The organism is Fangia hongkongensis FSC776 = DSM 21703, from assembly GCF_000379445.1.
In the GTDB taxonomy this organism is placed as follows: domain Bacteria; phylum Pseudomonadota; class Gammaproteobacteria; order Francisellales; family Francisellaceae; genus Fangia; species Fangia hongkongensis.
The window spans coordinates 16,224-36,152 of record NZ_KB902249.1; the positions used below are offsets into that span (position 1 = coordinate 16,224).

The following is a 19,929-nucleotide window of genomic DNA, read 5'->3' on the forward strand; positions in this document are numbered from 1 at the left end:
CCTATCTAGCTGTAGCGATAGAACCTCGGGTTAAGCCCGGATACATGTAAAAATAGGACATCTCAAATTTAAAACATAAGTGAAATAAGGGTTTGATCGGTATTTTGTAACATAAACGGAGGTTTGTGATACAGTCTAAAAATGATATGTTCTGAGTCAAAAAAATGTATCTAAACCCGTATCATATTCTATGAATAGCAAACGGTTGGCTCAGATGTCCTAAAAAAACATATATCCGGGCATGACCCGTAGAACTAACATTAAGCTAAAAGATTTGAATTGCAGGTGATGGTGTAGCTTAACATCTGTAACTTTTTAATACTTTGCCGATTTGTCCAGAATCTACAGTGTAACCCAAAATTCAAAACATACCACAGCAGAAAATCAATACACATTAAGCGTTGGCATAAGTTTGTCAAATACTGGATAAATAGGGCTGCGTGTAGATATCTCCAGATAACTGGAAGTGACTAATACACAGTCATTCTCAATATGCCATAAATCAATAAGCTCCTGACCCGTTGGTTCATCTTCTTCTATGGTATATCTATTATCTAAAATATAAAACACCCTTAGCCCTGCGCCATCTAATTTACTCTTTAGCTTACCCAGTTGTGATGTTGTCCTCGCAATATAAATTGGTAGCATGTGATTAATATTGGCTTCATGCACTACCGGAACCATACCAGAAATGTATACCTCCTTGTCCTCTCCAATAATTATTGCATCGTACTCTTTCAGTCGTGATGAGAGCAAACTAAATATCTTGGCTTTGTTACACATTCAAACGCTCCTCAAAATCAGAAAAAACAGCTTATGTATCGATTGGCTGTAAACTTAAATAGCCCTTTCCTAGAACTAGCACAGAATCACCAAATAGCAGCTTGATTTTAGCTAAATAAGCCTCATCGCCAAAATAATGTACACAGATATCATTAAGCTCACATATACTCAAATACTGAGTATATGGATCACTGCTTAATAAATATTTTGTGTTATTTCTCAGTGTATAGAAATTATAAAAAAGATAACCACCTAAATTAGGTGATTAGTGTTATGAGTCATAAATGTAATTAAAAAAAAACTTCTCCAACCCGCTCCAGCCATGCTCTATACAGTATTTGTGCAAAGACCTCTTATTACGACAGTTCGTTTTTTCTCGAATAATCTTAAGATAACACGATACGGTATTGATGGACTTGTTAAGCATATCTGCAATTTGCGTTGAGCTACATCCGTTTGCATATAATATCATTATTTCAAATTCACGATCACTTAGCTCCATGCTCGCATTTTCTTTGCTTAATTCCTTGGCATAGCTTCGTCTAGTTTGTTCAACGACTGTGTACGTATAGCTTGGGATATTTATCCTATTCTCAGGCTTATTCCCTTCAAATATCAGTGATTCAGCAGCTCTACAAAAATATGATATAAACTTAAGCAATTTACCCCTATGGATATCATAAAACCTGTAGGCTCTATCAGCATTGTTTCGATCTGCATAAAATGAAAAAAGATGATATGCCCCATCTACTTCATTCTTGTAAACAAATTCGATCCTTGCATCTATATCATAATTATCACGTGCATCTTCCTGTATAACAGACATGTTCTGACTTTTAGAATGACGCCAATAGTTAATACCGCACGGCAATCTATCCGTAATACACTTAGAGTTGGGAGAATACGCCTCATTAAACTTTGCTTTCCATTCTCTGTGAGTACCCCAGCTTGATATCGTAGAGTCTGCATGAATTATCGTATGGTTGAGAAATTTAATGTATCCAGTTTGCTCATAAATGGGTACGCAAATCCTCTGAACCTCTGGAATAATATTAAAGAAAAAATCTTCATTAAATTTGATTATACTCATAGTAATTCCCCATTATGCTAGCTCACTTCTGTCTTCATAAAGTACAGAGTCATTAGTGATATAATACCAACAACTGCCATATAGAAAGCTGGAGCCATTTTACTCTGAAAAAATGTTATTAAAATTTGGTTAAATAGCGGCGCTGTCGAGCCAAATACGATAATGGCTAATGAGTGCCCAATACCCACGGTTAAAACTCTTGAGTCACGGGTGGCTTGAGACACCAATATGGGAACAAACGAACCAATTAATGCCCCGACAAACAACCCTAACAATAAATAACTTATCAGCATTAAAACTATACTCTCCAGCAATAGGAGCTTATAAACTGGCAATATGATCAAAACTAGCAAAATTAAAGTTATTGCCGCAAACTTTTTATGTCCAATGTAATCAGCTAAGCGCCCCATAATCGGGTACAGCAAAATAACATAAATAGCATTCATTAACATAACCAAAAAAACTTGAGAATGTGAGAAATCTTGTGCTTCCCTCACAATAAGAGATGAGTGGTAAATAAATGAAAAATACAATACATTGATCACCGCCATATACAAAATTATTTTAACCATCCCCCTCCAGTTGATCATCAAAATATTAATAATTGAGGATTTACGAGCATATGATAAATTGAGAGTCTCTGTTAAATTTAATCTGATGTAACTCACGATGAATATAAATACTAGCGAAAATAAAAAAAGAATCTTCCAACCCCAACTTGTAAAATGGTCATATGACAATACCGATGAAATAATTGCTAAAAACAGAATTGCAATCACTTTACCACACTGTGCAACAGTATCAGTTAGACTTGTAAATAATGCTTTTTTTCCATCGGGCGCTAATTCATAAAGCATCACCATTACAGTAGGAAATTCACCACCACACGCAAACCCTTGAAATAACCTAAACGTCACAATAAATATTGAAGCCCATATCCCTATAGATTCATATGATGGAACACAAGCCATACCAATCGCAGGAATTGCCATCATTGTCAACGTTGCAACCAAAACAGGTTTTCTACCATATCTATCAGCAATACCTCCCCAGAACAGTACACCTACTGGTCTTGCTATATAAGCAATTGCAAATATGCCAAATGCTATCGTAACCGAATGCGAAGATACACTACTAAAAAAATAGGTTGCAAACACTGGTGCCAACAACCCATATAGGGCGAAATCGTAAAACTCAAAGCAATTACCAACAAGTACAGGCAATACACGTCTAATTTGGCCTCTCTTTTTCATAAACATATAAGTAACCCTAAAACATAATCATGTCTTAGATATTGTGACAACTGGAAAGAGTAAAACCATACTAACAATGCATCAAAATGTATTGACATTAACCCAATATGGCAAAGCTAAGCTGATTGTGGCGATGCAATTTTATAATGCTATTTGTAGCGACCCGAATTCATAATCACCCCGACCCACTTTTATCACTCAAAGTGGAACCACATTAATTGACTCTATAAATATTTTCCGACCCAAATTAAATGATTTTATCCAACGTATACCCCCCTTTCAATTTTTGACCTCCATGTTGGATCTTCTTTTCAGAAAAATGGTTTTTAATTTCGTCGTTCACGCAACATGCAATTGAGCATTCATTTCAATAAGATTGTTGAATTACCAACCTTGTTTTTAAGTTAAGGAGTAATAGTTGCATCCCGTTTTTCTAGCTTTACTTCATCTATGTGTTCAAAGCTAATTACATTCCCAATTGCTCCCATAAATGCTGTGCACTCTGGCGCATTGGGGAACCCATCTGCCGCAGATTTTGCTTCGTCCAAACTACCCCAGTAAACCCGATCAATCCAACACTGCTCATCATCACAATAATTAAACTCCCGATAACGAAAGCCTGATTGATTCTTCAAGAAAACATCTGATAGTCGTTTAGCTTGTAACAACTCTTCTGTTGTTAACTTAGGCGATACTGTAAATTTTACCTGTTCTACAATCATTGACTGCTGACTCCTATCCTCATATTTCTATCTAGAATATAGATAACATCTTTATTTAAAGGGCAATCTCCTAAATCAGAGCTAGTCTTTAGAAGCTTAAAACCTAATGATTCCACCAGCCTAATTGAAGGCAAATTTTCTCGCTCTATAGAAGCAGATATAGATGTGCTGCCCAACTGTTTGAATAACTCATGTATCACAGCTCCCACAGACTCTTTTGCTATACCAGACCTCCAATATTTAGGAAATATAAGATATCCAATGCTTGTCTCACCACCTTTAGCAACAGTTGCTTGAACATACCAAAAATATCTTGAATCTCCCTTCGATCTAATCGCCCAATTCAGCCATATATCCAAACCATCAGGAGATCGCCTCATCTGTAGTCTAGAAGAATACCGCTCTATTAGGCTTTCAAGATCCTTTGGAGGAAGGTCTGGAATATATCTATATGACCTATCATCTAATAATCCCTGATATAATAAACTTGCATGTCCAACGGTAAGAGGCTCAAGAATAAATCTGTTAGTTAATAAATCTTTTTTGTAATTGACAGTCATTCTTTTCCAAAATGTATTTTCAAAATAAAATGTTTAATAACTACTTCCAGCGCCATCATATAAATCTATTTCAACACAACAATCATAAAGATCAGCCGCACCGGAACACTCATTATATATATGCGCTATTTTACGTTGTAAATCTTCATCGTCAGCATATTCTAACGTTATTTTATAATCAGTTGCGTTTTTGTAAAGCTTAACTAGGATATAAGACTCTCTTAATATGTACTCTACTTTTTCCCTGACTTTTTTAACACCCCTAACAAATTTATTAAGACCCGCGATTTCTAAATCCAATGTCAGCGTTATTGATTTCATTTGTTTATAATCATCAGGTAGTAAATGATCGTACTGCCCTTTTTTAATCATATAATAAGTACTTCTTGAAATACCAAATTGAGGCAGTGTTTTAGATACCTTCACACCTTTATTAATATAACTTTTAACACCTATCACAAGGTGACTGTCAACTTTACCTGGACGTCCAAATTTAATACCATTTTCCAGAGCTTTTTTAATCCCATCGGCTTGCCTTTCCTTACGTAAATCATTCTCAAATTCAGCAAAGGCAGATAACATATTAAACATTAATTTTCCTTGAGATGTGGTGGTATCAATCTTTTGATCCAACACAACCAGATCCACCTTTTTCTTTTCTAACTGATCCGCAATTTGTTTTAGATGTAAGACAGACCTAGCAATACGATCTAGCTTAGTGACGATCAATGTATCCCCTGCCCTTACATAATCTAAGCATTCTAATAGCTTAGGTCTATTTTGATCTGTACCACTTATTTTTTCCTGATAAATTTTCTCACAGCCTGTCTCTTTCAATTTATCAATTTGGACATCTAAAGACTGACCACTTGATGACACTCTGGCGTACCCTATTTTTTGCCCTGTGCTGTGCTTACTCATCATCTGCCCCTTTCGCTTCCAGATTATTTAAAATATATAGCCCTTGGCTGGTAAGACGATATTTCTGTAATTTGCTATTTGGTTTATCTGGGATGGTCATCTCAACCAGCTTGGCCTCGATTGCAGGTTGTAAATAGCGCTCACGAAAAGATTTTCTGTCCTTTAAATTCAATCGCTGTTGAAGCGCATCACGGCGCATTTCATTATTTGACAGCGCCTGTATTAAGCTTTTAACTTGAGGGGTTACTTGCGGGTCTTCTTGAGGGCTCAGCTCAAGTATTGCCTCTAACAGCATACTTAAAATGAATTCGATAAAGGCAGATGAGTCTGATTGCGCTGTACTATCATGAATCGCCTGATAATACGCTTTTTGATATTTATACACTAGGCTTTCAACAGGAATATAAGCTAAAAGTTCATGCCATTTACTTAAGATTAAAGATTGCCATAATCGCCCCATTCTCCCATTACCATCTGAAAAAGGGTGAATAAATTCAAATTCATAATGAAATACACAACTGACAATCATAGGATGATCATCAGTTGTATTTAACCAGCTAAACAAATCTTTCATTAATCGAGGCACTTGATTGGCAGGTGGCGCTACATGAATGACATCTTGTCCTGATAAAACACCTACACCACCAGAGCGATAACTACCGATTTCATCGATAAGCCCTTTCATTAAAATATGATGCGCGTCCAATAGATGTTGCTCTTTGTCAGGCTGCCACTGACCAAAATGATCATAAACCTCTATCGCATTACGTACTTCTTGGATTTCCTTTTGCGGTGCCAATACACGTTTTCCATTGATGATATCAGTGATATGTGATTCATCTAATGTATTGCCTTCAATCGCCAACGACCCCTGAATCGTTTTAATCCTATTAATCCGTCTTAACTTCAAAGCATTTTCATTATTCGTAATAACAGATAGTCGTCCTACCGACTCACTGATTTTTGCAATCAGGTTGATTATTTTTGAGGTAATTGTATAGGGTGGTTGATATAGCTTTCCCATGCAAAATCCGTTTAGTTTTATCTAAGAGGTTATTATTATATAATATATACTACTTTTATAGATAATGATATTAAAGCGATGCACATAGTCTAAAAAAGTATACTTTATAAAACTCCCTATGAAGAACCAACGTAACAAGATATTCTGCTTATAAAATGGATGCAGTACAAAAACCATCCTAGTTTGTGTCAGTGGGGGCTGATAATGTAAATACATAGAAATTAGCTGAGGGGCATGGAGAATCTATGATTATTCATTTACTTGTACTGCGAAAGGCAGGGTAACATATTTTGAAATACTTTTTAGCATTCTCCTACAAAAGTAACGGATGGTTACTATTCTCTTTAGCTATGCGCCAAAATCATAGCTTCCCCAGTTTTTATAGAGCGCATTGTCAACCGTGATCCCGTTAACACGAATCTTTGTTAGTAACTGACTGTATGGAGTTGCATGGGTTGGCGTTACGCCTGGCGTATTACTTAAAACAATTTGGTATATGCGACAATACTTACGTACGGTTGTTTCTTTATAGCCTGTTAATTTACAAATATCTTGGTAGGTATAACCTTGTAGTTGCAGATCCATAAGACTGTCCGAAACAGATTTGTTATATTTATTCTCTAATACCTCTGCAAAGCTGCTACTGGCGTATTGATTGCCCATGTTGTTCTAATATACTTGTTAAACTCTTAAGATGTATATTAGTTGATCATAGCTATATGGTGCAACCATTTTATGGCTGACTCATCAAACTGTCTGCTATCTGTCATTGACATTCGCATCACTTGATAGTACAACATGCAACCATACACTATTAATACCCTTCCCTATGGGATCGAAGAAAATAAAAAAGAATAAAGCGAATCGTAATAAAAAGTACATCCCTTTAAGGCAGCATGGGTGGGCAGGTTATGGTTATATTGAATATTTAACCCATGATGGTAGTAACTATAAATTATTATTTGAAGTTCGCTTTGATCATCTGGATAAAGAAATACGCAAAGACGATGCTTTTGGTGATTATGTAATTGATGCCTTAAGTGAATTTGCAAAGGATGATGGAATAACCTCAGAAGCGATAAACCTAAAAATGCTCAACTGGGTTGAATGGTATAAGTAATTCCATTGCTTTTTGATTTATATACCACTTGGTGATATAATTTGGATATGGTTTAAAATGGTAATGTTGTAATGGTTGCTGTTTATATGCTCCCAGAATTCGCAAAGTGGGTGGAAAAAGAAAAAATCACAAATGATATTTTACTAAACACCGCATCTGAAGTTATTAATGGGCTACATGATGGAGACTTGGGAGCTCACTGCTATAAGAAACGACTTGCCATTAAAGGTAAGGGAAAGCGTTCAGGTGCTAGAACAATAGTATCTTATCGCATTAATGATTTTTTGATATACGTCTATGCTTATGCTAAAAATCAAAAAAGTAACCTTTCACCAAAAGAGCAAAAAGCATTAAAGCTATACTCTAAAGAGGTGCTTATGAAGTTATCAGCTGACAGCATAAAAAGGTTAATAAATGAACGACAGTTAATAGAGGTAGTCATATGAACAATCATACATTACTAGAAGTTTTACATAACTCAGCTAAAAGTATGCATGATCTAAATATTATTGATGGAAAAACAATGCGCAACTTTGATCAGGCCTGTCTTCCTGAAGTGCAAACTCTAAGCCCTCAAGAAATAAAAGCCATACGAATTGAAAACAAAATAAGCCAAAGTGTTTTTGCAAAGCTTCTTAATGCTAGTAACTCAACCATTCAAAAATGGGAAACGGGTGAAAAAAAACCAAAAGGCATTTCATTGAAGCTTCTCAATATCATTAAACAAAATGGTGTAGCCATACTTTATAATTATAGTTAAACTCTACCTAACTCAGATTAAGTGAATAAGTGTAGTGGTTTAACGTAAAATGGCAAGTTATCAGAAACCTACACATTATATCAAAACAGTGCTGTCTGACTTGCGAGGTTCATGGAGCTTATTGGCCTATTAAAGGGATTGTGGAATTTTATACTCTCTTAATTAAGACTTTTAAAGTCTGAATATTCAGAATGTAAGCTCAAATTATGGAAGTCACTATCCATATAGGTTTTAAAGCTTAAATATGAAGTATTAGAAGATTTTTGACTTGGGGTCACCAGCATATTATCGAGCTCGTTATTAAATTGCTCAAGTTTATATTGAGCATTAACTAATTTCTGATCATGCGATCGATTACGAAGCGTATCACTTATGACTTGTACTTCATTCTTAACTTTATGCAAATAACGATTGAATAATCCTGTACTTTGAATACTTACATCATCATTTATTTTTCTAATAAACTGTCGCGTTGACTTAATCATCATATTTAAGGCTTCAAGGTAGGTTTGTGTCGCTTCTGGCACACAATTGACTGTTTGATCATGTAGCCCAAAAACCCTATTTTTATTTTCCTTTCCAAAAGCCTTAAGCAATAGTGCTTCTGGAGTGTAAAGCATTGACATATTTGCCATATGGCTACGAATTGATTCTGTCACATTCTCCAGTGAACTAGAGACTTTAGTAACAAATGCATCTGTTATACAGTTTCTTAAAAGAATATTATTGTCTATTAACAATTTCTCTTTGATAAAAATGCGGATTTTTGATTTCGTCTGATTGTCTATTACTTTATTATTGGGCTGAATAAGCCCAATTAACTGTTTTAGTAGTAGCATGTGATAAATTACGAATTGCGGAGAATAAATAAGAGGTTGATCAAGACCTTTATTATCACTATTTTTAACCCAATCAGATTGGTCTTGTAATGAAAACAAAAAGGCAATGGAGTCATTGAGGTAGCGATTAATATTCTGTGAATTTAGAGATAAATCTTTATTGTATGCTGACAAATTTAATAAAGAACGATAGCTGTCATCACCCCTTAAAATATAATTGGTTTGACTTTCTTTATTCTGCTGTTCATATGCAGCATTTATTTTTTCAGCTTCTTGTTGTAGCTTATCGGCAGATAATTCCCGAATTTGTAATAAATCATTGACATTTCCTCCCAGCTCTTGGTAAAAAGAAGTTAGTAACTTGGGAAACTGATAGCCTACTGCTGATAATGACGAAATTTCTAATAATTGATCTTTAATTTTATCTTGCAAATAAAATTGCTTATTTAAATGTATGTTTTGCTCCAAATAGTTTTTAGTATTTTCAATGAGTTTTTTCAATTTCCATACATTTTTGTTATCTAGCATCTTAACTATATCTGCTGTTTGACGTTGAGCAGTTTCAGCAATTGGCTTAATTAGCTTTTCTCCTAGATCTATTTCAATCTGCTGGTTGTGACGATATCGCGCAGCATATTCATTAATCCATGACTTACATGAGCCCACCAAAATATTTGCCTTTTGTCTATCAAACCAGTCATGACCAAAACCGTCACAATGGTTATAATGTTCATTTAGTCTCTCAATATCTTGTTTTGGAGTATCAATGACGTTACTTATATTTTCTTTAAGCCTTGCCGCTTCATTGTTAATATTCTCACTAATGCGCTGTAATGATTCTCGAGCTTTGTCCTTACGTACATATCTAAGCTGTTCAATACGTGTGACTGCAAAATAACTGCTTACCGTAGAAACTGCTAATGTCACTGCAATCGCTAATAGACTAAAGCCAGCTGAAATCCCCATTGTCGCAACCGCACTTAATGCAATGGCTCCAGCAAGTAGTCCTGCAACACTTGCTGTTAGATAAGGGTGCGTTGCCAATATGCCAGTTTTATTTGACTGACTAATGAGAAATTGGCTATAACCTTTCAAAACCTCTATCTGAAGCTGTTGTGTGAAAGACTGCTGATCCCCAGGTCTAAACCATTGCTTAAACCCACGAATTAATAGGTTAGCCTTTTTTGCAGCATCAATCTCTTGATTGTTTTGGTGATAAATAGACTGAAATACATTATTGAACCAATAACTAAGATTTTGTAAAAAATAGCTTTCAATATTGGTATTAAGTAAATTAGAGCTAAGGTTTATTTCATCGTTTTTCAATTTTTTTTTAAAGATTTTTCGCATATTTCCATTAACTCTATGATGTGCGCCATAAAGTAATGCTTCACGAAAATAAAATAACTTAACCAATTCATTACTAAGCTCCTTATTGATGTTAAGCACACCACTCTCTTGCAATGCTTTTTGAAACGCATCTGAATCGATTGCTGGCTTACTTTGTTGCCCTGAAATACCCGGCCATATAGTATAAAACACTTTAGTCACAGCAGCACCAACTGCTAAACTTAGACCAGTTGCAACGATGCTTTTGCCAGACACTATAGCGTCAGGAATTGGTAATATATTATTTATTGCATAATTGGTCGCAATACCAGCACCTATGCCAGCACCCGTAGCAAGTGCGACATTTTTAAATCTATCGATAATAGAAGGAGATTGTGTAGTATCTTCAAACAGAGTGCTAAAGTCTTGATATAACTTACCTAAATGGAAATTAATTGACTCTGTTTCCACTTCGGTTTGAGGTAATACATCTGCTGCATTAAACTGAATAGTCATTGTGTTTTTAGTCTGCTGTGCATAATAAGTTTCAACATCTTTCAAAAGCTCATCAACTGTTTTTAACATCGTATTTCCTGTAAAAATTTTGATATGTATTACAAAAAAGATACTATAAACATGGTTCAATAAATATTCATTAACTTAATTCAAATTGTATTGACATATTTATAATGCACACATGCAAGAACTAACCAATTTTTTCGACCATTCTCAGCAAATAAACTATTTTTGATTTTTCTATGCTAAACACTTCAACAATTGAATACTTGGCACCCACCGTAATGAATCAACAAATTCACCGTCATTATAGGACACCGCAAAAAGCCCAAGTAAATCGCTAAATTTTGGCTCGATATTCAATACTTCTTTGATCTGCTGGGTAAAACTCATCAACTCAGAAATTGCCTCAGTGATTTCAAAAACATTTTTTTTTTGCTTTAACTCATTTGCCCATCCTTGATACAAACCATTAAGTGTTACCTGTGAAATACTTGGTAGATAAATAATCCCTTGCTCATCAAAGCTCCAAGCCGGATCATCTAGCATTTGAATGTGCGCGCATAAATGACAGGCTAATGCTAAGTTCTTGAGTGTGTTAACATTGTAATCAAGATCCTTATTCACAATATGCAAATTCTTTGTTTCAGTTGAGCCACAAAATTGACAATATGTCGTTTCGCTGCATAATTCCTCTTTGATTGTAATATAGTTTTCATGATTTTGACGCGCGTAAAATTCAATGAAGTTACCACTTTTAGCGCTTAATTTTAGTGGCAAAAGAACGTGTGATTCCATTGTTTTATTTATTTTCCTCTTGCTGTTTTTCTGATTTTTAACTTTTGGAATGCTCTGAATAACCTATTTATATACATATATCTCTTGTTGTAATGCCTCTATTGCTGTTTTAACCATCGGGTTGGGGATTTTGATATTGAGCATTTTTTCCGCCTGCCAATGTGCGGTGATTGCTGCAGCTTCAGTAAAAACCGCTTCTCTGCCAACATTATTTAGAGCATACCACAGGGTTCTATCCTCCTTTTTTAACCACAAAAAAGATGCATTTGGGACAATACCACCTTTACGTGCATACTCCAGTAATCCGCATAACAACGTGCTATTATAGTGGTGCTTTGTTACTATTGATCTGACCTTTTCTACATGCTCATACCGTCTAATACTTGATTCTACTGCACTCAATAATTTTTTTTTGACATGATATTTATCTAGCCAACGATTACTCATATGCCATTGTGTCGCACACTGCAAAATACGTCGTCCCAATTTGCGATTATCTGCGACAAAAGCGATTAAACTTGCATATAAGATATATAAAGCTTTTGAACTGACGAGTTCACCACTGCCAACCTTACCAAGCTGACGACATAACACACCATAACTTTTATGAATATCTAGCTGTTTATCATGACTTAGCAAATTATGTTTTTTAATAAAATCAATGGGTGACAACGCCATGCTGAAATCACCCTTCATCAAATCTTTGTGTTGAGTTTCTGGCAAATAGACATCAGGAAAAGATTTTTGCATCTGTTGAGATAGTGTTCGCATAGAATAACTGCTTTTATACCTACGAACGGGATGACACAGTAATAAAAAAAGCCCTATTACAACACTTAAGGTACACAATAATTTCTTGCTTATTTCTCCAGTAATCAATGCCAGATATTTCATATCTTCTAACGATACTCTGTACTGTGATATGTGATTGCACCAATTCATTAGTAATTGATATTTGTGATTGAATAAAATAATTAAACTTAGCTCAAACTTTTTGATGGCAAACACGATATTGACAATATATTGATGAAATACAAAATATACGATTAGGGTTACTCCCAAACATAGTGCAATCACATAAAAAACGCCCATTTCAGAATGATCACTTGTTTGCTGCTGACTCATAAACTCCCCCAAGCACACTATCAACCGCTAATATGTTTCCATCACATAAACTTAAAGCCTGATCAAAAATGAACAGTAATTGAATTAGATCATAGTTCTCCTCATTGACTCCAACTATCGACTCCTCAAAAATATAGTGATAAAGGTCTTCCGCCTGCGTAATTAGTAGATTAAGCAACGTGGTCTTACAATTTAACTTATCAAATGCTTTCTCGTGTCCACTTTCAATGCAAGTAACTCCTTTTTCTATCAGCATTTTATCTAAAAGATTACTTAAGGGTATCATTGCCAAATACCCCATTAAGCGAACGGGTTAATTTTTCATGTAGTCTTTTACGACCCGTGCTTTTTTTTATTTTCAAATAATACTGTCCCAGTTTTAACACTTTTTGCTCCTTTTCCTGCGCTTTCGCTTTCGCCAAACGCATATTTCTACCATGCATAATATTGAGGGTATAAATCAAGCTAGATAGCCTTTGTATATCTAACAATCTATGAGATCCCTCACCCTTATCATCAGAGGAAACTAAGGAAGTTAAGATGTTTTTATCCTCTGATTTCTCAGTACTTATAAAGGATGAATCAATCTGCATTTTTGTCCTAGTTTCTAGTGTATTCCCTTCGGCTAACTCTTCGTCAACAGTAGACGTTATCAAATTAGTCGATATCGCATCAAGCTGTGTATAGCTCACCTGATCCTCTCTTTGAACATTTTCAAGATTTTCATGCCGAATTTCTGCTATTTCTTCATCGCTATTACTGTTTTGCAATAAAGCCTGTGATAAGCGTCTTGAACTGATTGGTACTGAGTCTTGAATTATCGGATATTGGTCATGCTTATTGGCAAATTGATAACATTGCAGAAAACCATTAGTGAGTGACTCCAACTTTAAAAACCTATTTAAGCGTATCGCACTGGTTTTAGGCGGTGCGGCATAAAACATTTTAGTGCGGTAGATACCCGATTGGAAGAACACATGTGCCTCACCCGGCAGTTGATCTTTTAAATCCATTAGATCCAATCTTGATCTTTTCTCAATCGTTGCTTCCTTGGTATCTTGATAACCATATGCCTGTCCATTACTGCCCATGTTGTAACTTTTGGCAACAGAAACATAAGCCTCTCCTGCTGTTTTATTGAAAAACTCCCAGGTCTCTGTTGGGTCCTCCAACTTCATGCATACTTTGATATTTGTATTAGCAAAGATCGATGCCGCTTCTTCTTTGGATGCTTTTTGAAAGGCAGGGATATCTTGTCCGGCAAAAACAACCGAAAACCCTAAGGATCTTGCCTGTGCTGGAACCACCGCAAAACCTTCAACCGCATAGTAACCATACTCGTCTAAAATGCACAAAAATGGTGTTTCTGCATTAGATGGTTTTGACTCAATGACCTCCTTGTAATCACCTTGAATTCTACTGCCTAAGCCTGAAGCAAGCATTGCCTTTAATGAAGCAATAATTAGCTTTCCTAAGTTTGCTAATTCATCTGGGGATTTCTCCAAAGCCGGCAATAACACAACCAATATACGCCGATTGAGCACTACATCCTTGAAGTTAACTTCAGCCAAGTTGGTACGCATAATATGTGCATAAACATCGGCAAGCGAACCAAATATTCGCGTTAACTGCATCGTAATATAGCCATGTTGCTCATAAGTCTTGTCTGACTGTTTGCCGACATTTTTTTTCTGGTAACCTGGTAATGTCCCTAGATAGTTATAAAGCGGTGACAATACCTCTTTTGGTAAAGTTTCTTGAATGTAAATCTCATGCTCATCCTGATCAATCGCAACCTTATTTTGCAGTAGGTTTTCCAATACATCCAAACTAAAATATTTGCGAATTAATTCTGAATCTAGATTAAAATATGCCTGATCACGCAAATAGACTAAAACACGCATTAATGCCTCAACAAAAGAAATCGCACGCCCTTTCCACATATCACCATCCCCCCCTTGTTTTGATGACCCCATCATACTCACCACCAATTGTGACAACATACTCGATGAGCCAATGGCAAAGGGGTTCAATGTATTTGAAAGTGCTTCTTGCTGTGGACCGATAATATCTTCAGCGCCGGTCATATAGTTAACCACTAAAAGATCGTCTTCACGCCCCATTGATCTGGCCATTGAAAAAACCTGTGCAAAAAGGCTATTATCCCCCTTGCCATCAACATAGATAAATCCACTGCCTTGTATCAAAGCATTATATGCAATCGATAATAACGATTGCGTCTTACCACTTCCTGTTGTGCCTAAAATTAATGCGTGTGTCTGCATATCCTGACTTGAAAACCACACCTCGTGTTTCGTGCCTTTTTCATTAGCAAAAAAATACAGACCATTGGCTTTTTGCGGCTTATGATTCTTAGGATCTTTGTTAGAGACATCTAAATGCTTGGCACCCATCGGCAATCGAACTGGCAGGCGTGGTAATTGCCAAAACGCATTCCAAAAGATGAGCAAAACCAGCAAGAACAGTAAATCATTAATCAGTGGAAAACATAAGATCAAAATACTGCATACGCCGATCAGTGTCACACTCCCCATGAGTGAGGTACAAAAATCATAGGTTCTGCGCAAAAAGGGTCTTGTGTCACGAATAGACATGCTCGGCGTTGATTCTTGCTCCCTTGACAATCCTCTGTATCTCATTGTTTTCATCTTCTATGTACTATTTTTTCTCTACCTACGATAAGCTCTCTAAGCAACTGTAAAAAGTCCTTTATGTTGAGTTTAAAGTAATTTAAAACAATCAAAATCATGGCAACCACAGCACATAGACACACCGTCCATAGCCGAAAATGAAATAGACATAATACAATTGGAATAAAAACTTGCGCATCTATCACAAAAAATTTTGGTGTTCGTGCTGAATCACGCCAATGTGCATCTAAATTGCTCATTACTACTTACCTAATGTATACTATGTTTTGATAAATTAGGACTCAATAAATGGTCCTGTTGGTATAACTGTTTAAGATGTTCATCTATATTGGTTTTATCTTGCCGCATCATTTCGTTTATTACTTGCGCAAATTGATGCTCTGGCGTCTCAAGCAATGTTTTTACTTTGTCATCTGAGAATAACAAATACTCTCTTAATGCCACTCGCCCACCTTTTTGACTTGGTATTAAGTTCTGCCAGATAATGGCTTTCAGCGTACACAATAAATCATATTTGATTGTCCTTTGGTGTTCTTTTGGAAAAAGCATCAAGCCTCGCTGGAACGCTTCTGCAACACTTTTGCTATGTAAAGTTGTATACACTGCATGCCCTGTTAGAGCTGCCTCGATCACCGCTGAAAACGTATCTTGATCGCGAGACTCTCCAACCATAATCGCCGTTGGCGTTCTACGCATGGCATTTCTTACGGCATAAGCATAATTGGGTAACTGCCGCGGCAATTCCGATTGACTGACACTGGCAGGCACTGGCATCTCCTCATCAACAAAGTAAAGGTATTCAATGGGTGACTCCATGGTAATTAACTTTTCACCATATAAATTCCTAGATAGTCGATGTTGCAACATCGAAGATAATAAGGTTGATTTACCTGAGCCTGTTGCACCACATACGATCACAATACCATCATGCACTAAACTTAAATCATACAGATCATCTGTGACACTTAATTTATTTAAGGGTGGCGGACAAGCAGGCAAAATACGTAGTGATAATTGCAAGCCCGAAGCATTGGCACTGTGACAAGCCGTAATATTGACGCGAAATCTTACCCTTTGCCTTTGTTTCATCAGTAATGTATAGCTAAAATCCAGATCACTACCACTTAACACTTTTGCTACAGCATTACTGCCATAAAGCAAGTTGGCTACATTCTCAACTTCGTTATAGGTTAATGTACGTTTGGTCAATGACATCGCCAAACCATCTTTATTTGCAATAACACGCGCACCTGTTTGTAAAGTAATATCAGAACAATTTGCCAAATAACACTGCTCCAATATGTGGTAATAATCCTGCTCTATTAGATAAGATGGCTCTTGGTGAAATATACTAAGTGTCATGATTTATGTGTCCCTTGGAGTACGGGTTGCCATAGACTGCTATTGATCTGAAATTGAGGTAATAATTTTAGCTGGTAGCTTTGGTTATTAATCACCAGTTTATTATTGTTCCCTGTAATCCCATAATCATGCTTCTTAACATAGGGTTGTGATATCTTGTGCTCTAGTACCAAACGACGGTAAAGCAGCATTCCATTAAAATCACGATTGAGTTTGCTGATATCTTGTTTAAAGATATCAATGCCTTGCTCATACCCTCTTTGCCAACCAATTTGAATGATCTTTTTCCAAAAATCCTGCTCCTTTTGATTGCCTGGTAAAACTGATTTGTCCGGCATCTCAGGTTTTGCATAATTCATCCATAAGTAATCGCGCCACGTTGGCACCACGGTCACAAACTTTGATTGTTTGACAATTTGATAGACTTCAGCACCCGCTTTAATCGACAACCTATCTGGTGACAACTGCGAAACATTATAAGCAGATTGGATAACTGGTGGCAGTACATGATTAGGCAATAACAAATCATTGAAGTTATATGCCTGATATAAAATACCAGATAGCGTTTGTAATCTGGCATTAACTGTTTGAGATACCCGATACAGTGCCATTTGTGAACTTAACGCCAAGGCAGCTTCTTTTAGTGCTTGCTGTCTGATGGTTAGATCATCTTTAGCGTATATTGCCGTCGTGCCATTTGATTTATTTAAATTCTCTATATTTACAAGTGAGTCTGCTATCATTAGTTAAGATACCTTATACTGATTACGCGCACTTTAGTGTTGATTGAAAGTACTGCTTTTGCTTTCGCTTGCACAGCAATATTTGTCAAAATATTTAATGCTGAGTTATTCAAAGGGGTATTTAAATTACCCAATAAAATCACAATTGGAAACAATGGCTGTTTACCAAAGGTCTCAACTTTGTAGCCAACGGAATCGGCAATTTGTTTTAATAGCGGCTCAATAGGTCCATACCAAGTAATGGATAAATCTTTGCTTAAATCCTCAGATTTTACTTGCTTAAATGGCATTTTTGGCTGCCCATATTTACTAAGTTCAATTGCATTTAAGTTTTCTAATGAATGTTGTATCGATGAGGTTGATACCTTGATTTGATTTAAAATCACTTTGTTCAAATACTCATCTTGCTGCGCAGTTTTTAAATTGCTCGTACCAGCACAACCTGATAACCATAAACAAGCTGGTAAAGCCATGATGGCAAATAATTTATCTACGATATACATTTTTATTTGTTATCCATCATCAAATTTATTGATTAAGTGCATTTTCATTTACTGTGAACATTGTCTGTGCATTTTTTTCACCAGCTCCACTCATAATTGATCCTTGAATCATCTGTATCCCTGGAACAAGGCACATCAAAAGCACACCTATCAACAAATGACCCGATCCGTTTTTAAGATGCTCTCCTTGTGCTCCCTGCGTGGTATGGTGCTTTCTAAATAACTGCAGTCCACTATAAACAAACCACATTCCAGAAAGTGTTGCAACGACTTGTACAAAATATTCAATCTGAGAAATAAAACCAATTAAATGCTTCGCCCATTCTTTAAAATCATTCTGACTATAGCCATTAGTACTCGCTGCATAAGCCCCTGTTATTGCAATAGCAAAAACTGCAACACTCAGGCCAGTTTTTATTCCTCTGTTACTAATCATCTACTCATCCTTCTTTTTTTATCGCCTATTCACCACAACTTATAATAAAAAGATTTTAATATTCTGAATTGCGTTCACAACAAACTCTGCATTCATAGCAATTATGCCTGCTAACATGTGTGATATTGTTCGTCCAAGGTGCCCCTCTTGACCTTCTGATACTTTTGTTAACAAAATCATTGACCTAATTAAGGACACAAGTCCAACAATCATCAATACACTGTAAAGCACATAGACGGTTTGCTGATTGGTACTGATATTTGAAAAATCATTCATATAACGTAACAGCGTATTTTGAGGATTCAGCGAGGTGATTGGAAACAAACTGGCTGTTAACATTTGAAAGAAATTTGTAATCGACACCAAAATAACACCAGAGAAAATCATGAAAAATGTCGTTGATGGTGCATAATAGCGAAACATCTGTTGCGCTTTACCATGTTTTGTTAATCGAAAACATCCAATCAATAGTACAATAAAACCAATTCCACCAGAAACGTAAATCACAAAAGGATAAACCGACTGAGCAATAGCAATTACAATATACTTAATTGCAATGATATCAGTGCCTTTTAACTGTGAATCCATCTTGATTTTCGCGTTGATTTAGATGGGCACTAGATTACGACTAAAAATTCTTGCATCAAGTATATACTTAACTTCATGTGAAAACGTTTAAACTAGATATTAATTCCCGCGGGGAACACGGTAACCATACATGTCAATCACTCGAATGTTTATCTTTCATGAAGACAACTTTTGCATATAGATATGAAGCCAAAAATTGTTTGCTGAAAGGTGAATTTTTGAGCATTAAATAGGGAAAGCTCTGATATTTTGACTGAACCCATATCTTACAGCAGTTCCCACATTAAAATGGATAGAAAGCAGCGTTTTGACAAGATATTTAATTTATCGTCTATATGTTCATTAAGATATGATTTTATATCCATGCGTGATATCACGATATTTAGCATAATATGATGTTAGCTTAAAAGCGATCATGTTTATACATTTCAATAGCAATAAAGGAGAATGACCATGAGAGATTTAAATACTGTTGAATTGCAAGCTGTTGCTGGTGGAACTGGGGTGTTGAAAGAGTTATATGATGGCATTATAGATATTGCAGAGGGAGGCTGTAATTGGCTTATAGATTCAAAAAAGCATGATAGTAAAGCAGCCAATGCTTATGCAAAAGAATTTCATAATGGCTTATCTGAGTTTGCTGATGGATGGCAAAAACTATGGGGCAGTGGTGATAAAATACCTAGCACCAATGGTAACAACTCAAGCAGTGCCTTTTAGTTAGTTAGTTAGTTAGTTAGTTAGTTAGTTACTTTCATACTCATCACGAGCCATGGTGTAAATTT

General features: G+C 35.9%; 23 protein-coding genes. 4 read left to right on the top strand and 19 right to left on the bottom strand.

From position 1 onward, the window contains the following. Positions 1 to 384 precede the first annotated feature (384 nt). The 8 genes from A37Q_RS0105785 to A37Q_RS0105820 form a co-directional block, all read right to left on the bottom strand. Positions 385 to 783: a hypothetical protein gene (locus A37Q_RS0105785; RefSeq protein ID WP_018299337.1), complete on the bottom strand. Its 399-nt coding sequence runs from the start codon at positions 781 to 783 to the stop codon at positions 385 to 387. Between the two features lie 271 nt (positions 784 to 1,054). Then, complete coding sequence (locus A37Q_RS0105790; protein ID WP_018299338.1) at positions 1,055 to 1,873, bottom strand: response regulator transcription factor; 819 nt, start codon at positions 1,871 to 1,873, stop codon at positions 1,055 to 1,057. Positions 1,874 to 1,890: 17 nt separating this feature from the next. After that, positions 1,891 to 3,132 (bottom strand): MFS transporter, encoded by a 1,242-nt coding sequence (locus A37Q_RS0105795; protein WP_018299339.1) that lies wholly within the window; start codon positions 3,130 to 3,132, stop codon positions 1,891 to 1,893. A 398-nt stretch (positions 3,133 to 3,530) separates the two neighbouring features. After that, positions 3,531 to 3,848, bottom strand: coding sequence for a hypothetical protein (locus tag A37Q_RS0105800; RefSeq protein ID WP_018299340.1), 318 nt, complete (start codon positions 3,846 to 3,848; stop codon positions 3,531 to 3,533). After that, the gene (locus A37Q_RS0105805) at positions 3,845 to 4,408 is read right to left on the bottom strand and encodes a GNAT family N-acetyltransferase (RefSeq protein WP_018299341.1); all 564 of its coding nucleotides are present in this window, start codon (positions 4,406 to 4,408) and stop codon (positions 3,845 to 3,847) included. Before A37Q_RS0105805 ends, A37Q_RS0105800 begins: the two co-directional genes overlap by 4 nt. 33 nt (positions 4,409 to 4,441) lie before the next feature. Beyond that, on the bottom strand, positions 4,442 to 5,329 hold the full coding sequence (locus A37Q_RS16100) for a recombinase family protein (protein ID WP_018299342.1): 888 nt from the start codon (positions 5,327 to 5,329) through the stop codon (positions 4,442 to 4,444). After that, positions 5,322 to 6,353, bottom strand: a complete 1,032-nt coding sequence (locus A37Q_RS0105815; protein WP_018299343.1) for a Fic family protein — start codon at positions 6,351 to 6,353, stop codon at positions 5,322 to 5,324. The genes A37Q_RS16100 and A37Q_RS0105815 overlap by 8 nt, the downstream gene beginning before the upstream one ends. A 348-nt stretch (positions 6,354 to 6,701) precedes the next feature. Further along, positions 6,702 to 7,016: a hypothetical protein gene (locus tag A37Q_RS0105820; RefSeq protein WP_018299344.1), complete on the bottom strand. Its 315-nt coding sequence runs from the start codon at positions 7,014 to 7,016 to the stop codon at positions 6,702 to 6,704. 166 nt (positions 7,017 to 7,182) lie between these two features. Here A37Q_RS0105820 and A37Q_RS0105825 point away from each other — a divergent pair, with 166 nt between their 5' ends. The 3 genes from A37Q_RS0105825 to A37Q_RS0105835 all read left to right on the top strand — a co-directional run bounded on the left by A37Q_RS0105825 (position 7,183) and on the right by A37Q_RS0105835 (position 8,233). Further along, the gene (locus A37Q_RS0105825) at positions 7,183 to 7,473 is read left to right on the top strand and encodes a hypothetical protein (protein ID WP_018299345.1); all 291 of its coding nucleotides are present in this window, start codon (positions 7,183 to 7,185) and stop codon (positions 7,471 to 7,473) included. An 86-nt stretch (positions 7,474 to 7,559) separates the two neighbouring features. Further along, positions 7,560 to 7,919 carry a type II toxin-antitoxin system RelE/ParE family toxin gene (locus A37Q_RS0105830; protein ID WP_234393843.1) on the top strand — a complete coding sequence of 120 codons (360 nt, stop codon included), beginning with the start codon at positions 7,560 to 7,562 and terminating at the stop codon, positions 7,917 to 7,919. Then, positions 7,916 to 8,233 (top strand): helix-turn-helix domain-containing protein, encoded by a 318-nt coding sequence (locus tag A37Q_RS0105835; RefSeq protein WP_018299347.1) that lies wholly within the window; start codon positions 7,916 to 7,918, stop codon positions 8,231 to 8,233. The genes A37Q_RS0105830 and A37Q_RS0105835 overlap by 4 nt, the downstream gene beginning before the upstream one ends. Positions 8,234 to 8,391: 158 nt before the next feature. Here A37Q_RS0105835 and A37Q_RS0105840 read toward each other — a convergent pair whose 3' ends face one another. The 11 genes from A37Q_RS0105840 to A37Q_RS0105890 form a co-directional block, all read right to left on the bottom strand. Beyond that, positions 8,392 to 10,986: a hypothetical protein gene (locus tag A37Q_RS0105840; RefSeq protein ID WP_018299348.1), complete on the bottom strand. Its 2,595-nt coding sequence runs from the start codon at positions 10,984 to 10,986 to the stop codon at positions 8,392 to 8,394. 171 nt (positions 10,987 to 11,157) lie between these two features. Further along, positions 11,158 to 11,715 (bottom strand): tellurite resistance TerB family protein, encoded by a 558-nt coding sequence (locus tag A37Q_RS0105845; RefSeq protein ID WP_018299349.1) that lies wholly within the window; start codon positions 11,713 to 11,715, stop codon positions 11,158 to 11,160. Between the two features lie 63 nt (positions 11,716 to 11,778). Next, a complete protein-coding gene (locus A37Q_RS0105850) occupies positions 11,779 to 12,840 on the bottom strand; it encodes a secretion/conjugation apparatus DotM-related subunit (RefSeq protein WP_018299350.1) in 1,062 nt (353 codons plus the stop codon). Continuing rightward, positions 12,818 to 13,126, bottom strand: coding sequence for a hypothetical protein (locus tag A37Q_RS0105855; RefSeq protein ID WP_018299351.1), 309 nt, complete (start codon positions 13,124 to 13,126; stop codon positions 12,818 to 12,820). The genes A37Q_RS0105850 and A37Q_RS0105855 overlap by 23 nt, the downstream gene beginning before the upstream one ends. Continuing rightward, on the bottom strand, positions 13,110 to 15,509 hold the full coding sequence (locus tag A37Q_RS14740; RefSeq protein ID WP_018299352.1) for a type IV secretory system conjugative DNA transfer family protein: 2,400 nt from the start codon (positions 15,507 to 15,509) through the stop codon (positions 13,110 to 13,112). Before A37Q_RS14740 ends, A37Q_RS0105855 begins: the two co-directional genes overlap by 17 nt. Beyond that, positions 15,506 to 15,751, bottom strand: coding sequence for an IcmT/TraK family protein (gene icmT / locus A37Q_RS0105865; RefSeq protein ID WP_018299353.1), 246 nt, complete (start codon positions 15,749 to 15,751; stop codon positions 15,506 to 15,508). Before icmT ends, A37Q_RS14740 begins: the two co-directional genes overlap by 4 nt. A gap of 10 nt (positions 15,752 to 15,761) precedes the next feature. After that, complete coding sequence (locus A37Q_RS14745) at positions 15,762 to 16,874, bottom strand: type IV pilus twitching motility protein PilT (protein ID WP_018299354.1); 1,113 nt, start codon at positions 16,872 to 16,874, stop codon at positions 15,762 to 15,764. Continuing rightward, positions 16,871 to 17,617, bottom strand: a complete 747-nt coding sequence (locus A37Q_RS0105875; protein ID WP_018299355.1) for a type IV secretory system conjugative DNA transfer family protein — start codon at positions 17,615 to 17,617, stop codon at positions 16,871 to 16,873. The genes A37Q_RS14745 and A37Q_RS0105875 overlap by 4 nt, the downstream gene beginning before the upstream one ends. Further along, complete coding sequence (locus tag A37Q_RS14750) at positions 17,617 to 18,120, bottom strand: DotD/TraH family lipoprotein (RefSeq protein ID WP_018299356.1); 504 nt, start codon at positions 18,118 to 18,120, stop codon at positions 17,617 to 17,619. Before A37Q_RS14750 ends, A37Q_RS0105875 begins: the two co-directional genes overlap by 1 nt. Positions 18,121 to 18,145: 25 nt before the next feature. Beyond that, entirely contained in the window at positions 18,146 to 18,556 is a 411-nt protein-coding gene (locus A37Q_RS0105885) for a hypothetical protein (RefSeq protein WP_018299357.1), read from the bottom strand. A gap of 39 nt (positions 18,557 to 18,595) precedes the next feature. After that, positions 18,596 to 19,144: a hypothetical protein gene (locus A37Q_RS0105890; protein WP_018299358.1), complete on the bottom strand. Its 549-nt coding sequence runs from the start codon at positions 19,142 to 19,144 to the stop codon at positions 18,596 to 18,598. A 453-nt stretch (positions 19,145 to 19,597) separates the two neighbouring features. On the opposite strand from A37Q_RS0105890, the gene A37Q_RS0105895 reads away from it, so the two are divergent. Continuing rightward, entirely contained in the window at positions 19,598 to 19,864 is a 267-nt protein-coding gene (locus A37Q_RS0105895; RefSeq protein WP_018299359.1) for a hypothetical protein, read from the top strand. The last annotated feature ends 65 nt before the right edge of the window (positions 19,865 to 19,929 follow it).